Origin of the sequence: Stenotrophomonas oahuensis, assembly GCF_031834595.1 — a bacterium.
Lineage (GTDB): Bacteria > Pseudomonadota > Gammaproteobacteria > Xanthomonadales > Xanthomonadaceae > Stenotrophomonas > Stenotrophomonas oahuensis.
Genome location: NZ_CP115541.1, coordinates 4,393,062 through 4,409,735 on the forward strand (window position 1 = coordinate 4,393,062; position 16,674 = coordinate 4,409,735).

A 16,674-nucleotide genomic window follows, 5' to 3' on the forward strand; every position below is an offset into this window, starting at 1 on the left:
CTTTCATGATCCCCACCCTGTGTTAGGCCGCATCCGAGCTGGCCGCTGCCGGCTTGCCCGATCCCTTGCGATTCTTGTAGAACTCCTCCAGCCACTGCTCCGGCGTAAGTTCATTCACCGAAATCCGGTTACGCACGGCGGCGGTCTGCAGCACGCGGTGCATGATCTCGATGTTGTCGGTGGACGCGGAGATCACCGAAAGAATGTTGTCCATGCCGCGCAGGTTCAGCTGGCACACGCTGGAGGCGTGGCCCTGCTTGACCAGGAAGCAGCGCGAGCGTTCGTCCAGCGCGGTCACCACCCGGAACTCCGCCTCGGTCAGCTTCAGGCCCTCCATGTAGTCGGACTTGCTGGCGTTGGGGTTGGGCAGCAGGATCAGCGTGGCGGTCTGCTCGATCAGTGCGGCCGAAATGTCGCTCTTCAGCGCATCTTCCGGGCTCTGCGTGGCGAAAATGCCGAGGCCGTTCTGCTTACGGATGGTCTTCTGCTTGTTCTTGGCGAATTCCTTCAGGCCGCCTTCGCCGTCCAGGATCTTCCAGAATTCGTCCATCACGTAGATCAGCGGACGGCCGTCAATCAGCGATTCCAGGCGGTGCAGCAGGTAGTTGATGACCGGCACGCGCACTTCGGGGTTGTCGATGATGTCGGTGTAGTCAAAGCCGATGATGTTGGCCTTGCTCAGATCCACGGTGTCGACCGGGTTGTCGAACACCCAGCCCAGCGAATTGCCGGCGGTCCAGCGGCGCATGCGCGCGTACAGGCCGTCATCGCCCATGTTGGGCAGGCTCTTCTGGAAGTTGGTCATGCTGCGCAGATGCATGGGGGTGTCCAGCATGCTTTCCACGCCGCGGTAGATATCCTCTTCCTCGCGGGCGCTGTATTCCTTCTTGCCGGCCAGCACCTTGATCAGGTCGGCCAGGAACTGCACGTTGGCTTCGTTGTTCTCGCACTGGAACGGGTTGAAGCCGGTGGACGCACCGTTCTCCAGCGCCAGGTAGTTGCCGCCGCAGGCGCGCACGAAAATCTCGGCACCGCGGTCCTTGTCGAAGAAGAAGATGGTCGGGGACGGATCGTACTTCTGCACCTGGCTGAGCAGGAAGTTGATCAGGGCGGTCTTACCGGTACCGGACTTACCGATCACCATGGTGTTGGCGATGGCCTTTTCACCCAGGGAGTTTTCCGAGGGGTGGGTGGCGTGGAAGTTGAAGTAGTACGGCTGGCCGTTGGTAGTCTGCAGCGTGGTGACGCAGTCGCCCCACGGGTTGTTGTGCTGCTTGCCGGTGGCGAAGTTGTGCAGCGGCGACAGACCCAGGAAGTTCAGCGAGCTCAGATTGGCCAGACGGGTCCGGTAGCGCCAGTTGCCCGGCAGCTGCGAATAGAACGACGAGGTCACGGCCACGTCTTCCTTCACCGACACGAAACCGGCGTTGGACAGCTCGGCGCGGGTAGCGGCCACGTTCTGCGAAAGCTTGGCCTGGCTGTCACCAAACACCGCCAGGGTGTAGTGGTACTCGCCGAGTACGAAGTTACCCGACGACAGCTGGTCCATGGCCTGGTCCAGCTCGATGATCTGGCTCACGGCCTTGTCGCCGGAGGAGATCATCATGCCCTTGGTACGGTCGAGCACCTTCAGTGCGTCCTGTCGGCCCATGGGGCTGAAGGAATGCGTCACCACGTACTCGAAGTCCAGGTACTTCAGGCCGTTGAGAATGCCCGGGTAGGTGCCCTCGGCATACTCCTTGATGTTCAGGATGGCACCGAAATGATTGGTGCCGTTCGGGGTGGAAATGACGAAGTCGCCGGTCTTGGCCGAGAACATGTGCTTGCTGACCGGCAGGTAGTCCGGCACCGGCGCGCCGAGCACGGGCACGGGCTCATCAATGCGGTTGATCAGGTAGCCGAAGAACTCCAACGTTTCCGAGAACACGATGCCGTTCTTGGCTTCGTACATCCCTAAGCGGTACGGCGCGTAGTCGCGGATCACCGCTTCCACGTTGCCGGCCAGTTCCATCAGCTTTTCAATGGCCTGGGTCTGCTCGGCCTGCAGCTTGTTGGTATCGGCCGACTTTTCCACGAAGCGCTTACCTGCCACCACCGGGCGGTAGATCATGGTCAGGTACAGCTCGTTCTGCATGATGCGCTGCGAACCCAGCATGCCCATGTATTCGTCGGACACGTCCTGGTTGAACTTCTGCTTGTAGACGCTCTTGCCCTTCAAGGTGCGGCGACGACGGATGTCGTGCGCCCAGAACGCCACGTTGACGAAGTCCGGGGCGCGCAGGGTCTGCAGCAGGCGGTTGAACGTATTGTGCTTGTGCTCCAGCTCCCACTCTTCGCGGCCGACGAACGGCAGCCCTTCCAGATGCCAGGTCAGCAGGTAATCGCCACCGGTCGTCTTGACCACGTTGGCAGACACGTGTGACGACAGCGGGATGAATTCGGCAATGGAGGTGTCTGGGCTGAACATGACTGCGTCAGTTTCCGATGGTGGGCGTTGCGGGGTTGGAATGGCCCGGGCAACAGCTGCCAGGGCCATTCCGGCACTCAATCCCTGGGTGCCGGGGTCTTGCGGTAGTGATTCGGGGTGAACACCCACATGCCGTCGTGGTCTTTCACGTTGCGGGCCTTCAACTTGAACTGCAGGCGAAGACCGAGCAACCGGAAGATCATTTCATCGCGTTTGGCCATGTTGCGCATGATGAACACGGCAACCGGAATGGACCCCAGGTACCAGAAGTTCGTGTACACGCTCAACAGGAACAGGCCACCCACGACGAAAAAGAACGGCACGTAGGGAACGCCCAGAAACATTGCCGGGCGCGTGCAGCCGCGAAAAACGACGTTCTTATGCACCGTAGTAGGTCAGAACGTTGTTCAGCATCGCGGTGCCCTGGCTGCAGGAGCTGCTGCCACCTTCACCGCCCAGCAGCATGCTGGCGATCTGGCCGGCGGCACCGATCAGCAGGCCACCGATCAGGATCGGAGCCACGTCGGCAATACGCTTGTGGGCGAAGGCGATCTGGTAACCGGCGAAGATGACGGCGATGGTGACAACGGCGATCGAGGCGATGCTGAGCAGGCCGTTGATGCTTTCGAAGAAGCCGCAGACCTTCTGGTCGGTGCCGCCGAATTCCTGGGCGAACGCCGACGGGGCGAACAGCGCGCCAACGAAGGCGGTGGCCATCAGCACGGTCTTCAGGGTGCGCTGGGCGTTGACGAGGTCGAGATTGAATCGCTTCATGGGTGGATATCCTTGTTGATGGGCTTGCATTACTGAAGTGGTCAATCGGGGGCTTGACCGTGCCGCGCCTTCGTCAGAAAACGAAGGCTGCATCCCCTGCGGGAACCGGTGGACCCGACGGCAGGGTTGCCGGCGGGGTGTACTGCGCGGGTGCCGAAACAGCCGGAACCGGCGCATTGCGCTCGCTCCACGGCCGCAGCATGACGGGACCTTCCTGGCTTGCCGCCACCGGTGCCACCTGCTGCGGCATCGGGGCCTGCTGCACGGGCACCTGCTGCGGCGCGGCGGCGGGCTGCGGCATTGCCGCATCCACTGCCCCCAGTACCACACGCGACAATGCCTGGTCGGCGGTGTTGAGCAGGCTGCCACGCACGGCGGCCTTGGTTGACGGGTACACCACGAAGGCGCGCGCCGGATCGTCCGGCAACGCCTGCGCGTACGCAGCGGCGGTGGCGGTGTTCGGGGCGATGATGCGGCTGCGAGCCGGGGAATCGAACTGCGGGTGGTGTTCCACCTTCACGCTGCGACGTTCGCCGCCACGCGGCACCACATCAATCGGATTGACCCCGCCCACCGCGGCCACGCGCTGGCTGCGCGAGATCGAGTCGTAGATCTTCTGCACGTAACCATGGCGGAAGCCGGTGGTGAAGTTGCCGGAGTAGTAGCAGCTGAACGACTTGCCCCAATCCCCGCCGGAGCGCTTGTAGCACTCAGCCAGAATGCGCGACCCGGCGACCAGGTTGTCGCACTGGCGGAAGGCTTTCTCGTAGGAGTCCAGACCATACTTGGCCAGGTTGTAGCGGTTGACCTGGGCGAGACCGACCGAGAAGTTGTAGCCTTTCTCTTCCAGCATGCGCACGGTGGCCAGCGCTTCATCCAGCTGCTTGGGCTGGCGCGCCAGGGCACCACCCACCACGCCGATGGCGAACGGGTTGCGCGAAGACTCCACGTTGATCACGTGCTGCATCACGTCCATGGGCACGGCCATGTCCTGGCAGACAGCGGCTTCAATTCCGGGAAGCATCAGCCCTCCTGTCCCTGTGCACGGCCGGGGTTGAAATCAATGCCGGTGATGTAACGCGAACCGGCGTGCGCCTTGATGTGCACGACGATGTCGATGGTCATCATCAGCAGGCGCTTGATCACGTCGAACTCCAGGCCGGAGCCTTCGGTGGAGGCCTTCACCATCAACGCCAGCTGGTCCCAGGTCTGCTCCGGGCTGCCGGCGTGGCAGCTGGTGATCGAACCGGGGTGACCGGACGCGCAGTTACGGATGAAGTAGAACGCCTCATCGCCACGCAGCTCGGCGAGGATGATGCGTTCGGGTTTCATGCGCAGGCAGGCTTCCATGCAGCTCTTGGCAGTGACGTTGCTGGTGCTCTGGCCACCCTTGGAATACAGCAGGTGGACCACGTTGGGCTGGGTGAGGAACAGCTCGCGGGCGTCCTCGATGGTGACCAGCCGCTCGTTGTCCGGAATGTGGTTGACCAGGGCCTTCATGAAGGTGGTCTTGCCGCTGCCGGTGGCACCGGAAACGACGATGTTCTTGCGGTACTTCACCGCGTGCCGGAAGAACTCGGCGTACTGCTTGCTGGCGCGCAGCTCCAGCAGTTCGCGGTCCTGTTCGCTCAGGCTGCCGTCCTGTTCCAGGATCTGGTTGAAGAAACCATCCTCGTGGTACTGGGTCAGCGTTTTGGTGTGCTTGGACGGCAGACGGATGGTGATCGAGACCTTGCCGGCGTCACACGCCGGCGGGATCACGAACTGCGCACGCTGGCCGGTGGGGAACGTCAGCGACACGACCGGGTCAGCGTCGGTAATACGCTGACCGGTGTTGCTTTCGTTCACCACCGCCGTGCAGAACTGCCGCGCCCGCTCGAAGGTGAGCGTCGGCACTTCCACGCGCTGCCACCCCGCCCGGGTTTCCAGGTACAGCTCGCCGGGACGGTTGATACAGATTTCCGTCACATCCGGCGAGCTCATGTACTCGGCAATTCCCAGCACTTCGTACTGATAGCGCAGGAAATCACTGGAGACTTGGGCAATGGGGGCCACTTCTGCGTCCATGGTCAGGTCAATCCGTCAACGGCGTCCAATAACCTGGCTGAAGTCGACATCCTTGGCGACATACACATTGATCCGCGTGCCCTGGTTGATGGTCACGGTCGGGCGCGGACGGTTGCTCAGCGCTTCGCCGGCCAGACGTTCCATCTGACGCGCGGTGGCGCTTTCATACGGCGACTGCACGGCCATGCCACTGTTGGTCACGGTGGTGGTTTCCGGGCCGTGCTCTGCAGCGGCGTACTTGAAGGCATCCGCCAGCAGGCTGATCATCAACGCCGACGCCACGCGGCGACCCCAGTGTGCGGTGTACTGCCCCGGGATGCCTGCGCCACCCAGGCCGTCGATACCCGGGCTGGACATCGCCACGTCAATACCGTTCGGGGTGGTGATGCGGTCCCAGATCACTTCCACGCGATCACCGACCGGGCCGCCACCGTAAGCACCATAGATCTTGGAGCCCTTCGGCAGCAGCAGGGTGCGGCCGTTGATGGAGTACACCGGTTCGGTCAGCAGGCACGACGTGTAGCCGGCGTAGTCGGTGATGATGCGGGTTTCCAGGATGCAGCGCAGGTACGTGCCGCGCACCAGCAGGGCATCCGGCGAGCGGATGTAGGTCGCACTGGACACGTCTTCCACGTCCGGACCGCGCTGGGTCTTGGCCGGAGGAGCCGGCGGCCCACCGTTGCTGGCCTGGATGGCGGCCATCATCATCTTGCTGTACTCGTCGTTCTGGCTGGAACCGGACGAGCCGTCACCGGCACCCACGCCCGCACCACCGCCCATGCGGCGGTCCATCAGCGACGGGCCACGATCGATGTCACGTTCACCCTGCTGTGCTGCGGCAGCTTCCAGAGCGGCATAGCGCGCCGCCCGGTCCTGCTGCGGTTGCTGCTGCGGCAGCGGCGGCAGCATCGGGATCGGCTCGACCTGTTCAGTCGGCACCGGCGGCACCATGGCCGAACCATCCGGCCCCAGGCGCGGCATTTCCGGTGCCGAAGCACGCGTGGTTTCGGCGCGCTTCTTGACGTCGTCGTCGGTGGTGCCCTTGCGGAACAGCAGGAAGCCCATGGCCACCAGCAGCACGAGGATGCCGCCCAGGAAGGCCAGCGCCTTGCGGTTCAGGCGCTGCTCTTCGGCCGAACGCAGCTGCGGTGCTGCTGCGTCAAGGTTGGGAGCGGCCTGTGCCTGCGTGTTGCCGAAGTACGGGTTGGACGGATCGACGTTCTCATGGCCGTACTGGCCCTGCCCGTCGTCGCGGTTGTCGTTCGGGTCGTTGCCCGGGGTGTTGTGCTGGGTCATTTTTTCACGTTCCTTCGCAGGCCCACAACGTTGTCGCCATGGCGGACAACCAGGTACGGGTAAGTGCCGTGGACGATGAGGGTATTGCCTTCCACGGTGGTGTTGACCACGTACTCCTCACCATACTCCGCGTCACGACCGAACACTGCCGGGAAAATACCGGTCTTGTACTCAGGCGAGTTCGGCAGCTTCACGTAGGTGAAACGGCTGTCGTCATACACGTTGACCGGAATCAGCCAGCCCATCTTCTTCGGGCGGCGGGTCGAGTAGGAGTAGTCGAAGTTGTACTGGCGGTCCTTGGCCAGCTCGGTGCTGAGCAGCGGCTTGGCCTCTTCCTCGACGGCGGTCTGGGCGATGCCGAATTCGGTATCGCTCGGATAGGTGAAGGCGATCTTGTACTGCACGCCGGCACGACGGGCCTGTTCCAGCTGACGCCAATCAGTGGCCACGACCTTCAGTTCGAAGATGTACGAATGGGTTTCCGTGCGCACCATCATGTTGGTGTCCACGTCCACGTTCTTCGGCTTCAGATAGAAGACGTTTTCACGACGGGTCAGCTCCCAGCCACTGCTGAAGCCGGTGCTGTAGTCGAGGATCTTCTCGTTCGGGCTCAGTTCGATCTGGGTGGTGAGACCCAAGCCGGTGCGAACCGGATAGATGCGGTCCTGCTCATACTCGTAGTGATCGACCGCCTGCGCCGAAACGCCTGCGGAGAACATCAGCGACAGCATTGACACGAAGGCCAATGCGCCTCCCTTTACCTTTCGACGACTCATCGGTTGCTTGCTCCATCAGCAGTTCCGGTGGAATTACCTTGTGCCGGCCTCATGGCCGGCTGCCCCTGCATCTGTTGACCTGGCACGGCCTGCTGCGCCGGATAACCGCCCTGCGGTGCCGGCTGGCCCGGGTACGGCTGACCCTGCATGGGCTGCCCCGGAGCGCCCTGCCCCTGCGGGTAACCCTGCGCCGGAACCGCGACCGGCTGGCCGGTGGCCGGGTCGATGGCCGGGTTCGCCGCGGCAGCAGCCGCTGCGGCCTGCGCGGCCTGGTTGGCTTCGAACGCCGCCTGCTCGGACTGCTGCTGCAATGCTGCATCGTCCGGCCCCGGCACGCCGCGGGAATAGTCGTTATCCACGCGGTACTCGAACACTTCCAGGCCCAGCGGGTTGAGAATGCGTTCCTGCTCGTTCAACGCCAGGTTGTTGTTGTAGCGGAAGCGCAGGGTCACCAGCTGGTTGTCCAGGTAGTTGGTGGTGGCCTTGACCTTGTCATAGATGCTGCGCTGGATGCGCACCGATGCACCACGGAAGCCGCCGTTCTGCTGCGCTTCCAGCGGCGTGATGCTGAGAATCTTGACGCGGATGGCGCGTTCCTTGCCGTACAGCGCGATCGGGCTCTGCGGGTTGTTGCCCGCATAGCGCGCGCGGACCGCATCACTGACCGGCTTGGTCGACATCACATGCACCAGCTGCCAGTCACGCAGGCCCATCACCGCGAAGTCGTAGGACTCGCGCGCCATCACGTACTGCGCCACGTTGCTGCGGTTTATGGCATCGCTGGCGGTAACGCTCTGCCCCTCAAACGTGCCGTTCAGGCGCGCCACGGTAGCGGTGCCGGTGTAGGCATCGGCCATGACAATGAACGGCACCTTCTCCTTCAACGGCAGCATGTAGTAGTAGCCACCGGCCAGCGCCAGCGACATCACCAGCGAAGCACCGGCCACCCACCACGCGCGGCGTTCGCTGCGACGTGCAAGATCGGCCACGGTGACCTCATAGCTCACCGCCTTGGCGATGGCCTGGTCCACTTTGGGGCTGTTGCCTGCGTCCTTTTTTCGGAACATGGAATTCATCCGTACTGCTGGAAGATCAATGGGCACGGCACCCCGGCATGCAGCGCCGGGAGCAACGCGTTCGTGAGCACCCGGAGGCGATCAGCTTCCGTTGGACGCAGCGGCAGCGGGTGCCGATACGGTGGAAGCGGAAACCGACTGCACCACAATCTGGTTGCCCACGATGGACACCGACACGCCCTGCCCGGCATATGCGGCGCTGACATCGATCATCGCCTGCTGCGGGTTGGTGGTCGTAATGGTGGAAACCGCGCCGTACAGCGTGTAATCGGAGCTGAGGCGGTAGTCCAGGGTCATGCCCGAGTCCTTGGCCCAACGTTCGAGCATGGCCTTGAGCGTGCCGTCCATCGGCGAAGCCTGATAGACGTAGCTGGAATACAGCGGAATTTCCTGGGTGGTGTTGGCGAAACGATTCACCGGCTTCCAGCGGCCACCGAAATCCGGTGCCGGCTTGGTTGCACAACCGGCCAGCATGACGGCGGCAGTGACCACGGCAACAACGCAACCCTTAGACAGAAACGCTTGCTTCATACGGACTTCCCTATGGCGTACGGAATAGCGGCTTTAACTCGGAGATTCAGAAAACGCGTTGGCGCGTCGAGCCCTGCTTCAGGCGCGACGTGCGGTTGGTGCGTATCGGTACAACCGTGAAACACCTTTCAGCGGTATGACCGGGCCCCCGCCCCGTCTGATGTGCACACGCCCCGAACACCGGGTTCGGCCCCTGCGCTGCACACCTGCTCCGAGAAAAGCCATCCATGTTCCTCTTGACTACTTCAGCACCTGGTTCCGGCGCTGTACTCAACAACAAGACACTGACGTTTGGAACGTCGATCGCAAATACGATGCCACAGTTCAGCGTCAGGTCAATGTCAATCGCGACGAAATTTTTACATTTGCCGCCCCGTTTTGAGATGTGCGTCACATTGCTGCGTGCACACCGTCACAGCTCAAGCATTTTCACATCCGTTTTGGGTAACAGGCGGGAGGTGAAGTACTTGTCCTTGTAATACTTGATCTTGTCGCACTTGACCGGGTGCGGAATGCCTTCGTACAGGAACACCTCGTGGTCCATGCCCATGGCCTTGAGTTCCTGCGGCAGCATCAGCGCGCGGCGCTCCTCGGTGAAGTTGTGGGTCTTCTCACGCGCATGGGTGACGTTCTTCTTGCGCACGGTGGTGTAACCGAGCATTTCCGAATAGTCGTTGGCGTCCTGCTGTTCGCGCGGGGCGTACAGGATCTGCAGTGCGTGGTTGGTGATGATGGTGCGCGACACGTCGCGGCCGTAGGTGGCATCCAGCTGGGCCATGCTCTGGATGATGGGCAGCAGGCGCACGTTGTAGCCAGCCATGTAGGACACGGCCGAGGCAATGATGTCGACCTTGCCGATGGAGGTGAATTCGTCCATCAGCAGCAGCACCTGGTACTTCAACTCCGGATTGCCCTTGGGCAGTTCCTTGGTGTTGAGGTTGATGATCTGGCTGAAGAACAGGTTGATGATGAGGCGGCTTTCGGCCAGCTTGTTGGGCTGGATGCCGATGTAGACGGTCATCTTCTTCTTGCGCAGATCGGTCAGCAGGAAGTCGTTGGCACTGGTGGCCTTGTCCAGCACCGGGTTGATCCAGGCGTTGAGCGGTTCCTTGAAGGTGCCCATGATGGACGCGAAGGTCTCATCCGCCTGCGACAGCATGTTCGCGAATGCGGCCTTGGCATTGCCGGACAGGAACGGCTGCGTGGACAGCGACTGCAGGTATTTCTTCAGGTCGGTGCCGTCGCCGGTGGACAGGCGGAAGATGGCACCGAGGGTGGGCGTGCCGCTGCCGGCCGGGAAGCCCATGGCGCGCTCATCGTCCCAGTTCTCGAACAGGTACAGACCGAACGCCATGAACGCATTGCGCGCCTGGCTGATCCAGAACTTCTGATCGTCCGAGCCGTCCGGGTACAGCATGGCGGCGATGCTCATCAGTTCGGAGACGCGGAAATTCTGGTCGTCGGAGACGTAGCTGAGCGGATTCCAGCGATGGGTGCGCTTGTCTTCGGCGAAGGGATTGAACAGGAACACCTCATGACCCTGGCTGGCACGCCAACCACTGGTGAGGTCAAAGTTTTCCTGCTTGATGTCCAGCACGACGATGGACTCGCCGTACTCCAGAAGATTCGGAATGACCACGCCCACGCCCTTGCCCGAACGGGTGGGTGCGGCCAGGATCACGAACTGCTGGCCGCCCAGGCGCACCAGCTTGCCGCCGAAGCTGCCAACGACAATGCCGCTGTCGCTCTTCTTGAACATGCCGTGCTTGGCCAGGTCGGCGGCGGTGGCAAAGCGTGCGTCACCGTGGATCGACTTCTTCTTCGGCTTGAACATGAAGAACAGCACGACCAGCAGCACCAGCAGCGGGAGGCCGAAGCCCAGCACGCCGGCCAGCTTGATCTTGGTCAGATAAGGCGCGACCTCGGGCAGATCCATGCTCCGCAGATACACCAGGTAGGTGTTCGCCGCGTAATGGCTGGTGTCCACGCCGAGGAACACAAGCGCGAGATAGCCCGCCAGGGCATAGCCCCCGATTGCGGTCAGCAGAACAAGTACAGCAGTGGCAACCATCTTCTGCGTGGACAAACCCTATCCTCCATGACGCGCCCCGGAGGGCGCTGCGGCTAGCGACGACGCCGGCGTGGCCTCGTACGCGTTTCTTTCCTTTCGTCTTCCGCCAGGACGGGTTCGTCCTGTTCCAGCAGTTCGCGCCAGCGGGCGTGCGCCTGTTCGAGCGAGAGAACCTCACTGATTCTCTCACCGCCAGTCGTCAGCACGGCATAGCCGATCACGTCCGCCGGGTTGTAGACCGGTGAATGTGTCAACGCTACCAGCTGATACCTGCCATCGGCCCGCAATGCATGAGGGTACTGGACCATCGTGCAAGCTCCCCGGTCGACTTCAGTGGGCGCATGCTAATCCACACTGCCGCGTATGCCAATCAGAAAATCCTTACGCGGCAATGGGCAACAGACGGACGGCAAGACGCGGCAGGCACCATACGGTGCGCGCCGCCCGTTACATCGATGCGTTACATCGACTGATTGATGTGCGTCGCAACTGGCACGTTCGGCGCAGCATCGCCGGCGTTGCGCCGGATGACCACCGGTTCCCTTACCCGCTGCGCCACGTAGGAAAGGCTGGCGGCCAGGATGAAGGTATAGCCCAGCAGCTCGGTGGTCTCTTCAATGGTGTTCTTGAACACCCGGATGTACTGGTCGCCGAGCAGCCCCGTCCACAGCGAGGTCATGCCGATCAGGCGCGAGTAGAACAGCAGCAGCACCAGACCAATGACCATCACCGTGCCGGGGCGCGAGCCAAGGAAGCGGACCAGGCCCGACACCGACGCGCGCAGGTCACGGCTTGCCCAGCCCAACGAGCCCACGATCAACAGCGCCACCGGGTACTTCCAAAGACCATGCGCGATCAGATCCAGCGCTTCATCCATCTCGCGCAGGAACATGCAGGTAAAGAAGGCGGCCGCCAGCAGGGCGAAGCGCCGGTCATCGCGGCGTGCGATCGCCAACCGCACGAAGGCCAGCACGCTGGCCGCAAGGAAGCCTTCCTGGGTCAGCTCCACCAGCGACCACTCGCCCACCGCGTTGCCCAGCCAATGGATGTCCAGCCATGCCAGCAACGGCGGCAACGTCACCATCACGCCAAACAGGAATGCACGGCCCAGGTAGGACGCCAGCAGCTGAAGATCATTTTTCATCGAACGCACCCGCGCCACACACGAAGGGCGCGCATTATCGATGTCATAAAAATGTCGTTAAACGTCATTAATAGAACAATGCGTGACCTTGACCCCTTATCGTTCAGCCAAGAGACATGAAGCCGTCCAATCACCCTACGCACCACTGATTTCCACGAAATCGGGCCGTGTTGGTACGGATTTGCTGCACCGCACCAAGTACAATGGCCCTCCGTAAAAACGGTTACATCCTCCCCGCATGAGCTCCACCGCCCCTACCCTCGCCGAGCGCCTCACCCCGCGCGAGCGCACCCTGATCCTGTTGGCCCTGTCGCTGGGCGGCTTTGCCATTGGCACCAGCGAGTTCGCGGCCATGGGCCTGATGCTGGAGATCAGCCGCGGACTGGGCATCGGCGAGACTCAGGTGGGTCATCTCATCAGTGCCTATGCCATCGGCGTGGTAGTAGGTGCCCCGGTGCTGGCGTTCGCCGGCGCCGGCTATGCGCGCCGCACCCTGCTGCTGGGCTTGATGGGCTTCTATGCGGTGGGCAACCTGGCCAACGCGCTGGCTCCCAACTACACCACCATGTTGCTGGCCCGCTTCGTGGCCGGCCTGCCGCACGGGGCCTACTTCGGCGTGGCGATGCTGGTGGCCGCGGCGATCAGCCCCCCGGGGCAGCGCGGCAAGGCCGTGTCCAAAGTGCTGCTCGGCCTTTCCATTGCCATTCTGGTCGGCAATCCGCTGACCACGTGGCTCGGACAGCAACTGAGCTGGCGCACCGCCTTTGCACTGGTCAGCGTGCTGGCCATTGCCACCGTTGCGATGATTGCCCGCTATCTGCTGCCGGACCCGGACGAGGTACGCACCTCACCGATGCGCGAACTGCGCGCGTTCAACCGGACCCAGGTATGGATGGCGCTGGCCATCGGCTCGGTCGGCTTTGCCGGCATGTTCTGTGTCTTTACCTACCTGGCCCCCACCCTGGTGCAGGTGACCGGCATCCGCGAATCTTGGATGCCGGTGGCAGTGGGCATCTTCGGCGTCGGCGCGATCATCGGCAACGTCGCCGGCGGCTGGCTGGTGGACAGGTTCCAGTTCCGCGCCGCCCCCATCGTGCTGCTGTGGTCGGTGGTGGTCCTGATGCTGTTCCCGCTGGCCGCCAACGCGGTGTGGAGCGTGGTGCCGGTGATTGTCGCCGTGGGCACCATGGGCGCCCTGGCCGCGGTGCTGCAGACCCGCCTGATGGACGTAGCTGGCGAAGCCCAGACCCTGGCCGCAGCGTCCAATCATGCGGCGTTCAATACCGCCAACGCGCTCGGCCCGTGGCTGGGTGGCATGGCGATTGGTGCGGGTTTCAGCCCGGCGGTCACCGGGTATGTCGGCGCGGCTACCGCTGTCGGCGGCCTGCTTCTGTGGGGTGTGGCGGTGCTGGTGGAACGGCAGGGGCGTGCGCAGAACGTTGCCTGCGAACAGCGCTGACACGCATGGCGTGTCACTACGCGGGTCGCGGAACGTTCCGACGTACGCAGGGGCGTGCAACGTTTCGACGGAATACGGACGGCCGGTCACCCCTCGGTGACCGGCTGCCCGTCGCATTGACTAGAACTTGATCGACATCCGCGCCCAGTAGAAGCGACCGAGCACGTCATAGGTGGCGACGTCGGTGTTGCCGTTGCCACCATTGTTCGCGTAGTACAGCGGAGCCTGCTTGTTGGTCACGTTGTCCACGCCCAGCTCGAACGCGGTGTGCCACGGGGCCACGGTGTAGCCCACCTGCAGGTTGTGGTAGACGAACGATCCGATGCGACGGACCACGCCAGCCTCGTCGGTATCGGCCGACAGGCCCTGGTCCAGGTCGCTGCTGCCGATGCGGGTCTTGCCGATGTAGCGGACCCGCCACGAGGCGCTCCAGTCGTCCTTGTTCCAGCTCAGGCTGCCCAGGCCGCGCCAGCGCGGGAAGTTGCCGTAGGCATAGGTGTACATGCCGCCATTGCGGATGGTGACGGTGCTGGGGTCGGTGGTGTCCGGCAGCACGTCGTAGCGCTCCAGATAGGTACCGTTGAGACCGGCGGTGAAGCGGCCCCACGGGGTCTCGTGCAAACGGTAGTTCACACTGAAGTCCACGCCACGCGTGGCCAGCGTGCCCAGATTAACGGTGGGCTCGGCCACATAGTTGATGGTGCCGTTGCCGTTGCGGTGGATCAGCGCGCAGAACGCACTTGCCGGGTTCGAGTAGCACTGGTTCAACACGGTCTGGGCGGAGACGCCGGTGATGGTGTCCTCCAGGTCGATACGCCACCAGTCGGCACTGATCGACAGCCCCTCCAGCCAGCGCGGGTCATACACAAAGCCGACGTCGTAGGACTTGCCGGTTTCCGGCTTCAGCTGATAGCCCGCCACTTCCGCACCCGAGGCCTTGCCCGAGATCTGGCCGTCGGCCTGGTGATAGCTGCCATCGGTCGGCACGTTGGCACAAGCCACGTCATTGCCGCCGGTGTAGCCATTGCACGGGTCGTTGACCGTCGGCGCGTCGCCCACCACGCCCGAGTACAGCTCATTGATGTTGGGCGCGCGGAACACTTCCGACACCGTGCCACGCAGCAGCAGGTCCTGTACGGGGCGGTACTCGATGGAGAGCTTGCTGTTGGTCTTGCTGCCGACCGAGCTGTAATCCGAAAAGCGCGTCCCGATGCTGACGTTGAGCGACTGGATGCCCGGCAGATCCTTCAGCAGCGGGAACAGGGCTTCCGCGTAGGCTTCCTTGACGTCGAAACTGCCGGTCAGCTGCGAGGCGCAGAATTCGATGACGCCGCACAGGCCGTTCTCATCACCGGTCCAGAGCGCGTCGGCCTTGCTGGTGCTCTTCTCCTCGCGGTAGGAAACGCCGACCGCCAGGCCGACCATTCCGGCCGGCAACTCGAACAGATCGCCGTTGGCATTGGCTTCGGCCTGCTTGACCGTATAGACGCTGCTGACCACCGGGTTGACGATCATCGACTGCAGCGTGCCCAGGCTGGAGGCGTCGTTGAGGTTGAAGATGTTGAGCGGCGTACAGCCCGCGATCACGTTGCCAGCGCTCCCGCACTTCACCGTGCCGTCCACGTCGAGGAACGACGGACCCACCGCCTGGTTGAACGACGCATAGTCCAGGAAGCCATAGTTGGTGGAGGTCTGCTTCACCCTTCCGTAGTTCAGGTTGACGTCCCATTGCCAGGAGCTGCTGCCGAAGCCCCCGCGCAGGCCCGGGCTGATCTGGAAGTTGTCTGTCTTGTACTCGTAGCGGCGATTGCCAAGCACGGTGGCGCGGCTGTTGAGGTCGTTGTAGGACACGCCCGTGGTGCGGTCGGTACCGAAGTTGACCCCGAACGGGTTGTAGTAGCTGTCGGCGGACACCAGGAAATTGTCGCCGTTGGCGAAGATCGGAATCGGCGCGATCACCGACGCCGACTCGGTCTTGCTGAACCAGGTGTTGACGTAACCCTCAATGTTGTCGGTGAACCGGAACGTCGCCAACGCGAACGCGTTGCTGCGCTCCTGCGGGGTCTGCAGCAGGTTGTACGGCTGGTAATTGTATGAGTCGTTGGCCGCGTTGTAACAGTGGAAGTCACCCGGACCGGTGGCACCGGACACCCCGCTGTTCAAGGTCACGCGCGAACAGCCATTGGCCGCTGCCAGTGCGTCGGAGGCGGCAGAGCCGTCATTGAAGTTGATCGAGCCGGTCGGGGTGGCGGAGGAGCCCTGCTTTACCGCCTCGCCGCTGCTCAGGTAAAGCGCATCCTTGGAGTAGTCGCGGTTGAGCGCGGAGACCGCGTCGAGGTTGTGATACGACACCCCCGCCACGATGCTGCCGCGATCCCAAGCCTTGCCGCCGGTCAGGGAGAAGTTGCGGCGGTTGCCGTCACCCTCGCTGCTGGTACCGAAGTCCGCAGTGAACTGCACGCCCTCGAAGCGGTCGCGCAGGATGAAGTTGACCACGCCGCCGATGGCGTCGGAGCCGTAGATGGCCGAGGCACCATCGCTGAGCACTTCGATGCGCTCGATCATGGTGGCCGGAATCGCGTTGACGTCGTTGTAGGCCAGACGAACGCCATTGACCAGCACCAGCGTGCGCTTGTCACCCAGGCCGCGCAGCGAGATGGTCGATGCGCCGGTACCGCCGCCGTTGTTGGTGTTGGGGTTGGTGGAATTGCCGGCGATGGAGGGCAGTTCCTGCAACAGATCACCCACGGTCGCTTTGCCGGTGGCGGCAATCTGCTCTTGGGACACGGTCACCACCGGGTTGGCGCTTTCGGTATCGACGCGGCGCAGGCGCGAGCCCGTGACCACTATGCTGTCCAGGTTGGTGGTCGCGCCGCTGCCGGCGGCTGGGGCGTCCTGCGCCACGGCAGGTGCAGCAGACGCGAGCAGCAGCACGGCGGCTACGGCAAGGGACAGCGAAGACGCATTCGGTGCATGGAACGGGTGGAACGTCATGGCGAATTTCCTCGGTCAT

General features: G+C 62.9%; 14 protein-coding genes. 1 reads left to right on the forward strand and 13 read right to left on the reverse strand.

Annotated features, from left to right (window positions below; translation table 11 throughout):
• Nucleotides 1–22: 22 nt before the first annotated feature.
• The 12 genes from PDM29_RS19635 to PDM29_RS19690 form a co-directional block, all read right to left on the reverse strand.
• Nucleotides 23–2,467: a VirB4 family type IV secretion/conjugal transfer ATPase gene (locus tag PDM29_RS19635; protein ID WP_311191703.1), complete on the reverse strand. Its 2,445-nt coding sequence runs from the start codon at nt 2,465–2,467 to the stop codon at nt 23–25.
• 77 nt (nt 2,468–2,544) lie between these two features.
• A complete protein-coding gene (locus PDM29_RS19640; RefSeq protein WP_311191704.1) occupies nt 2,545–2,853 on the reverse strand; it encodes a VirB3 family type IV secretion system protein in 309 nt (102 codons plus the stop codon).
• Entirely contained in the window at nt 2,846–3,241 is a 396-nt protein-coding gene (locus PDM29_RS19645) for a TrbC/VirB2 family protein (protein ID WP_311191705.1), read from the reverse strand. Before PDM29_RS19645 ends, PDM29_RS19640 begins: the two co-directional genes overlap by 8 nt.
• Nucleotides 3,242–3,314: 73 nt before the next feature.
• The gene (locus PDM29_RS19650) at nt 3,315–4,265 is read right to left on the reverse strand and encodes a lytic transglycosylase domain-containing protein (RefSeq protein ID WP_311191706.1); all 951 of its coding nucleotides are present in this window, start codon (nt 4,263–4,265) and stop codon (nt 3,315–3,317) included.
• A complete protein-coding gene (virB11, locus tag PDM29_RS19655; RefSeq protein ID WP_311191707.1) occupies nt 4,265–5,308 on the reverse strand; it encodes a P-type DNA transfer ATPase VirB11 in 1,044 nt (347 codons plus the stop codon). Before virB11 ends, PDM29_RS19650 begins: the two co-directional genes overlap by 1 nt.
• 15 nt (nt 5,309–5,323) lie before the next feature.
• Complete coding sequence (locus tag PDM29_RS19660) at nt 5,324–6,604, reverse strand: TrbI/VirB10 family protein (RefSeq protein ID WP_311191708.1); 1,281 nt, start codon at nt 6,602–6,604, stop codon at nt 5,324–5,326.
• Nucleotides 6,601–7,380, reverse strand: a complete 780-nt coding sequence (locus PDM29_RS19665) for a TrbG/VirB9 family P-type conjugative transfer protein (protein ID WP_125362319.1) — start codon at nt 7,378–7,380, stop codon at nt 6,601–6,603. The genes PDM29_RS19660 and PDM29_RS19665 overlap by 4 nt, the downstream gene beginning before the upstream one ends.
• Nucleotides 7,377–8,447, reverse strand: coding sequence for a VirB8 family type IV secretion system protein (locus tag PDM29_RS19670; RefSeq protein ID WP_311191709.1), 1,071 nt, complete (start codon nt 8,445–8,447; stop codon nt 7,377–7,379). Before PDM29_RS19670 ends, PDM29_RS19665 begins: the two co-directional genes overlap by 4 nt.
• Before the next feature lie 90 nt (nt 8,448–8,537).
• Nucleotides 8,538–8,987: a hypothetical protein gene (locus tag PDM29_RS19675; RefSeq protein WP_311191710.1), complete on the reverse strand. Its 450-nt coding sequence runs from the start codon at nt 8,985–8,987 to the stop codon at nt 8,538–8,540.
• Between the two features lie 412 nt (nt 8,988–9,399).
• Nucleotides 9,400–11,058, reverse strand: coding sequence for a type IV secretory system conjugative DNA transfer family protein (locus PDM29_RS19680; protein WP_425508766.1), 1,659 nt, complete (start codon nt 11,056–11,058; stop codon nt 9,400–9,402).
• A gap of 53 nt (nt 11,059–11,111) precedes the next feature.
• Nucleotides 11,112–11,366 carry a hypothetical protein gene (locus tag PDM29_RS19685; RefSeq protein WP_311191712.1) on the reverse strand — a complete coding sequence of 85 codons (255 nt, stop codon included), beginning with the start codon at nt 11,364–11,366 and terminating at the stop codon, nt 11,112–11,114.
• A 152-nt stretch (nt 11,367–11,518) separates the two neighbouring features.
• Complete coding sequence (locus PDM29_RS19690; RefSeq protein ID WP_311191713.1) at nt 11,519–12,202, reverse strand: hypothetical protein; 684 nt, start codon at nt 12,200–12,202, stop codon at nt 11,519–11,521.
• Between the two features lie 238 nt (nt 12,203–12,440).
• Here PDM29_RS19690 and PDM29_RS19695 point away from each other — a divergent pair, with 238 nt between their 5' ends.
• On the forward strand, nt 12,441–13,661 hold the full coding sequence (locus PDM29_RS19695; RefSeq protein ID WP_311191714.1) for an MFS transporter: 1,221 nt from the start codon (nt 12,441–12,443) through the stop codon (nt 13,659–13,661).
• A gap of 120 nt (nt 13,662–13,781) precedes the next feature.
• On the opposite strand, the gene PDM29_RS19700 is transcribed toward PDM29_RS19695, so the two are convergent.
• Complete coding sequence (locus tag PDM29_RS19700) at nt 13,782–16,655, reverse strand: TonB-dependent receptor domain-containing protein (protein WP_311191715.1); 2,874 nt, start codon at nt 16,653–16,655, stop codon at nt 13,782–13,784.
• Nucleotides 16,656–16,674: the final 19 nt, after the last annotated feature.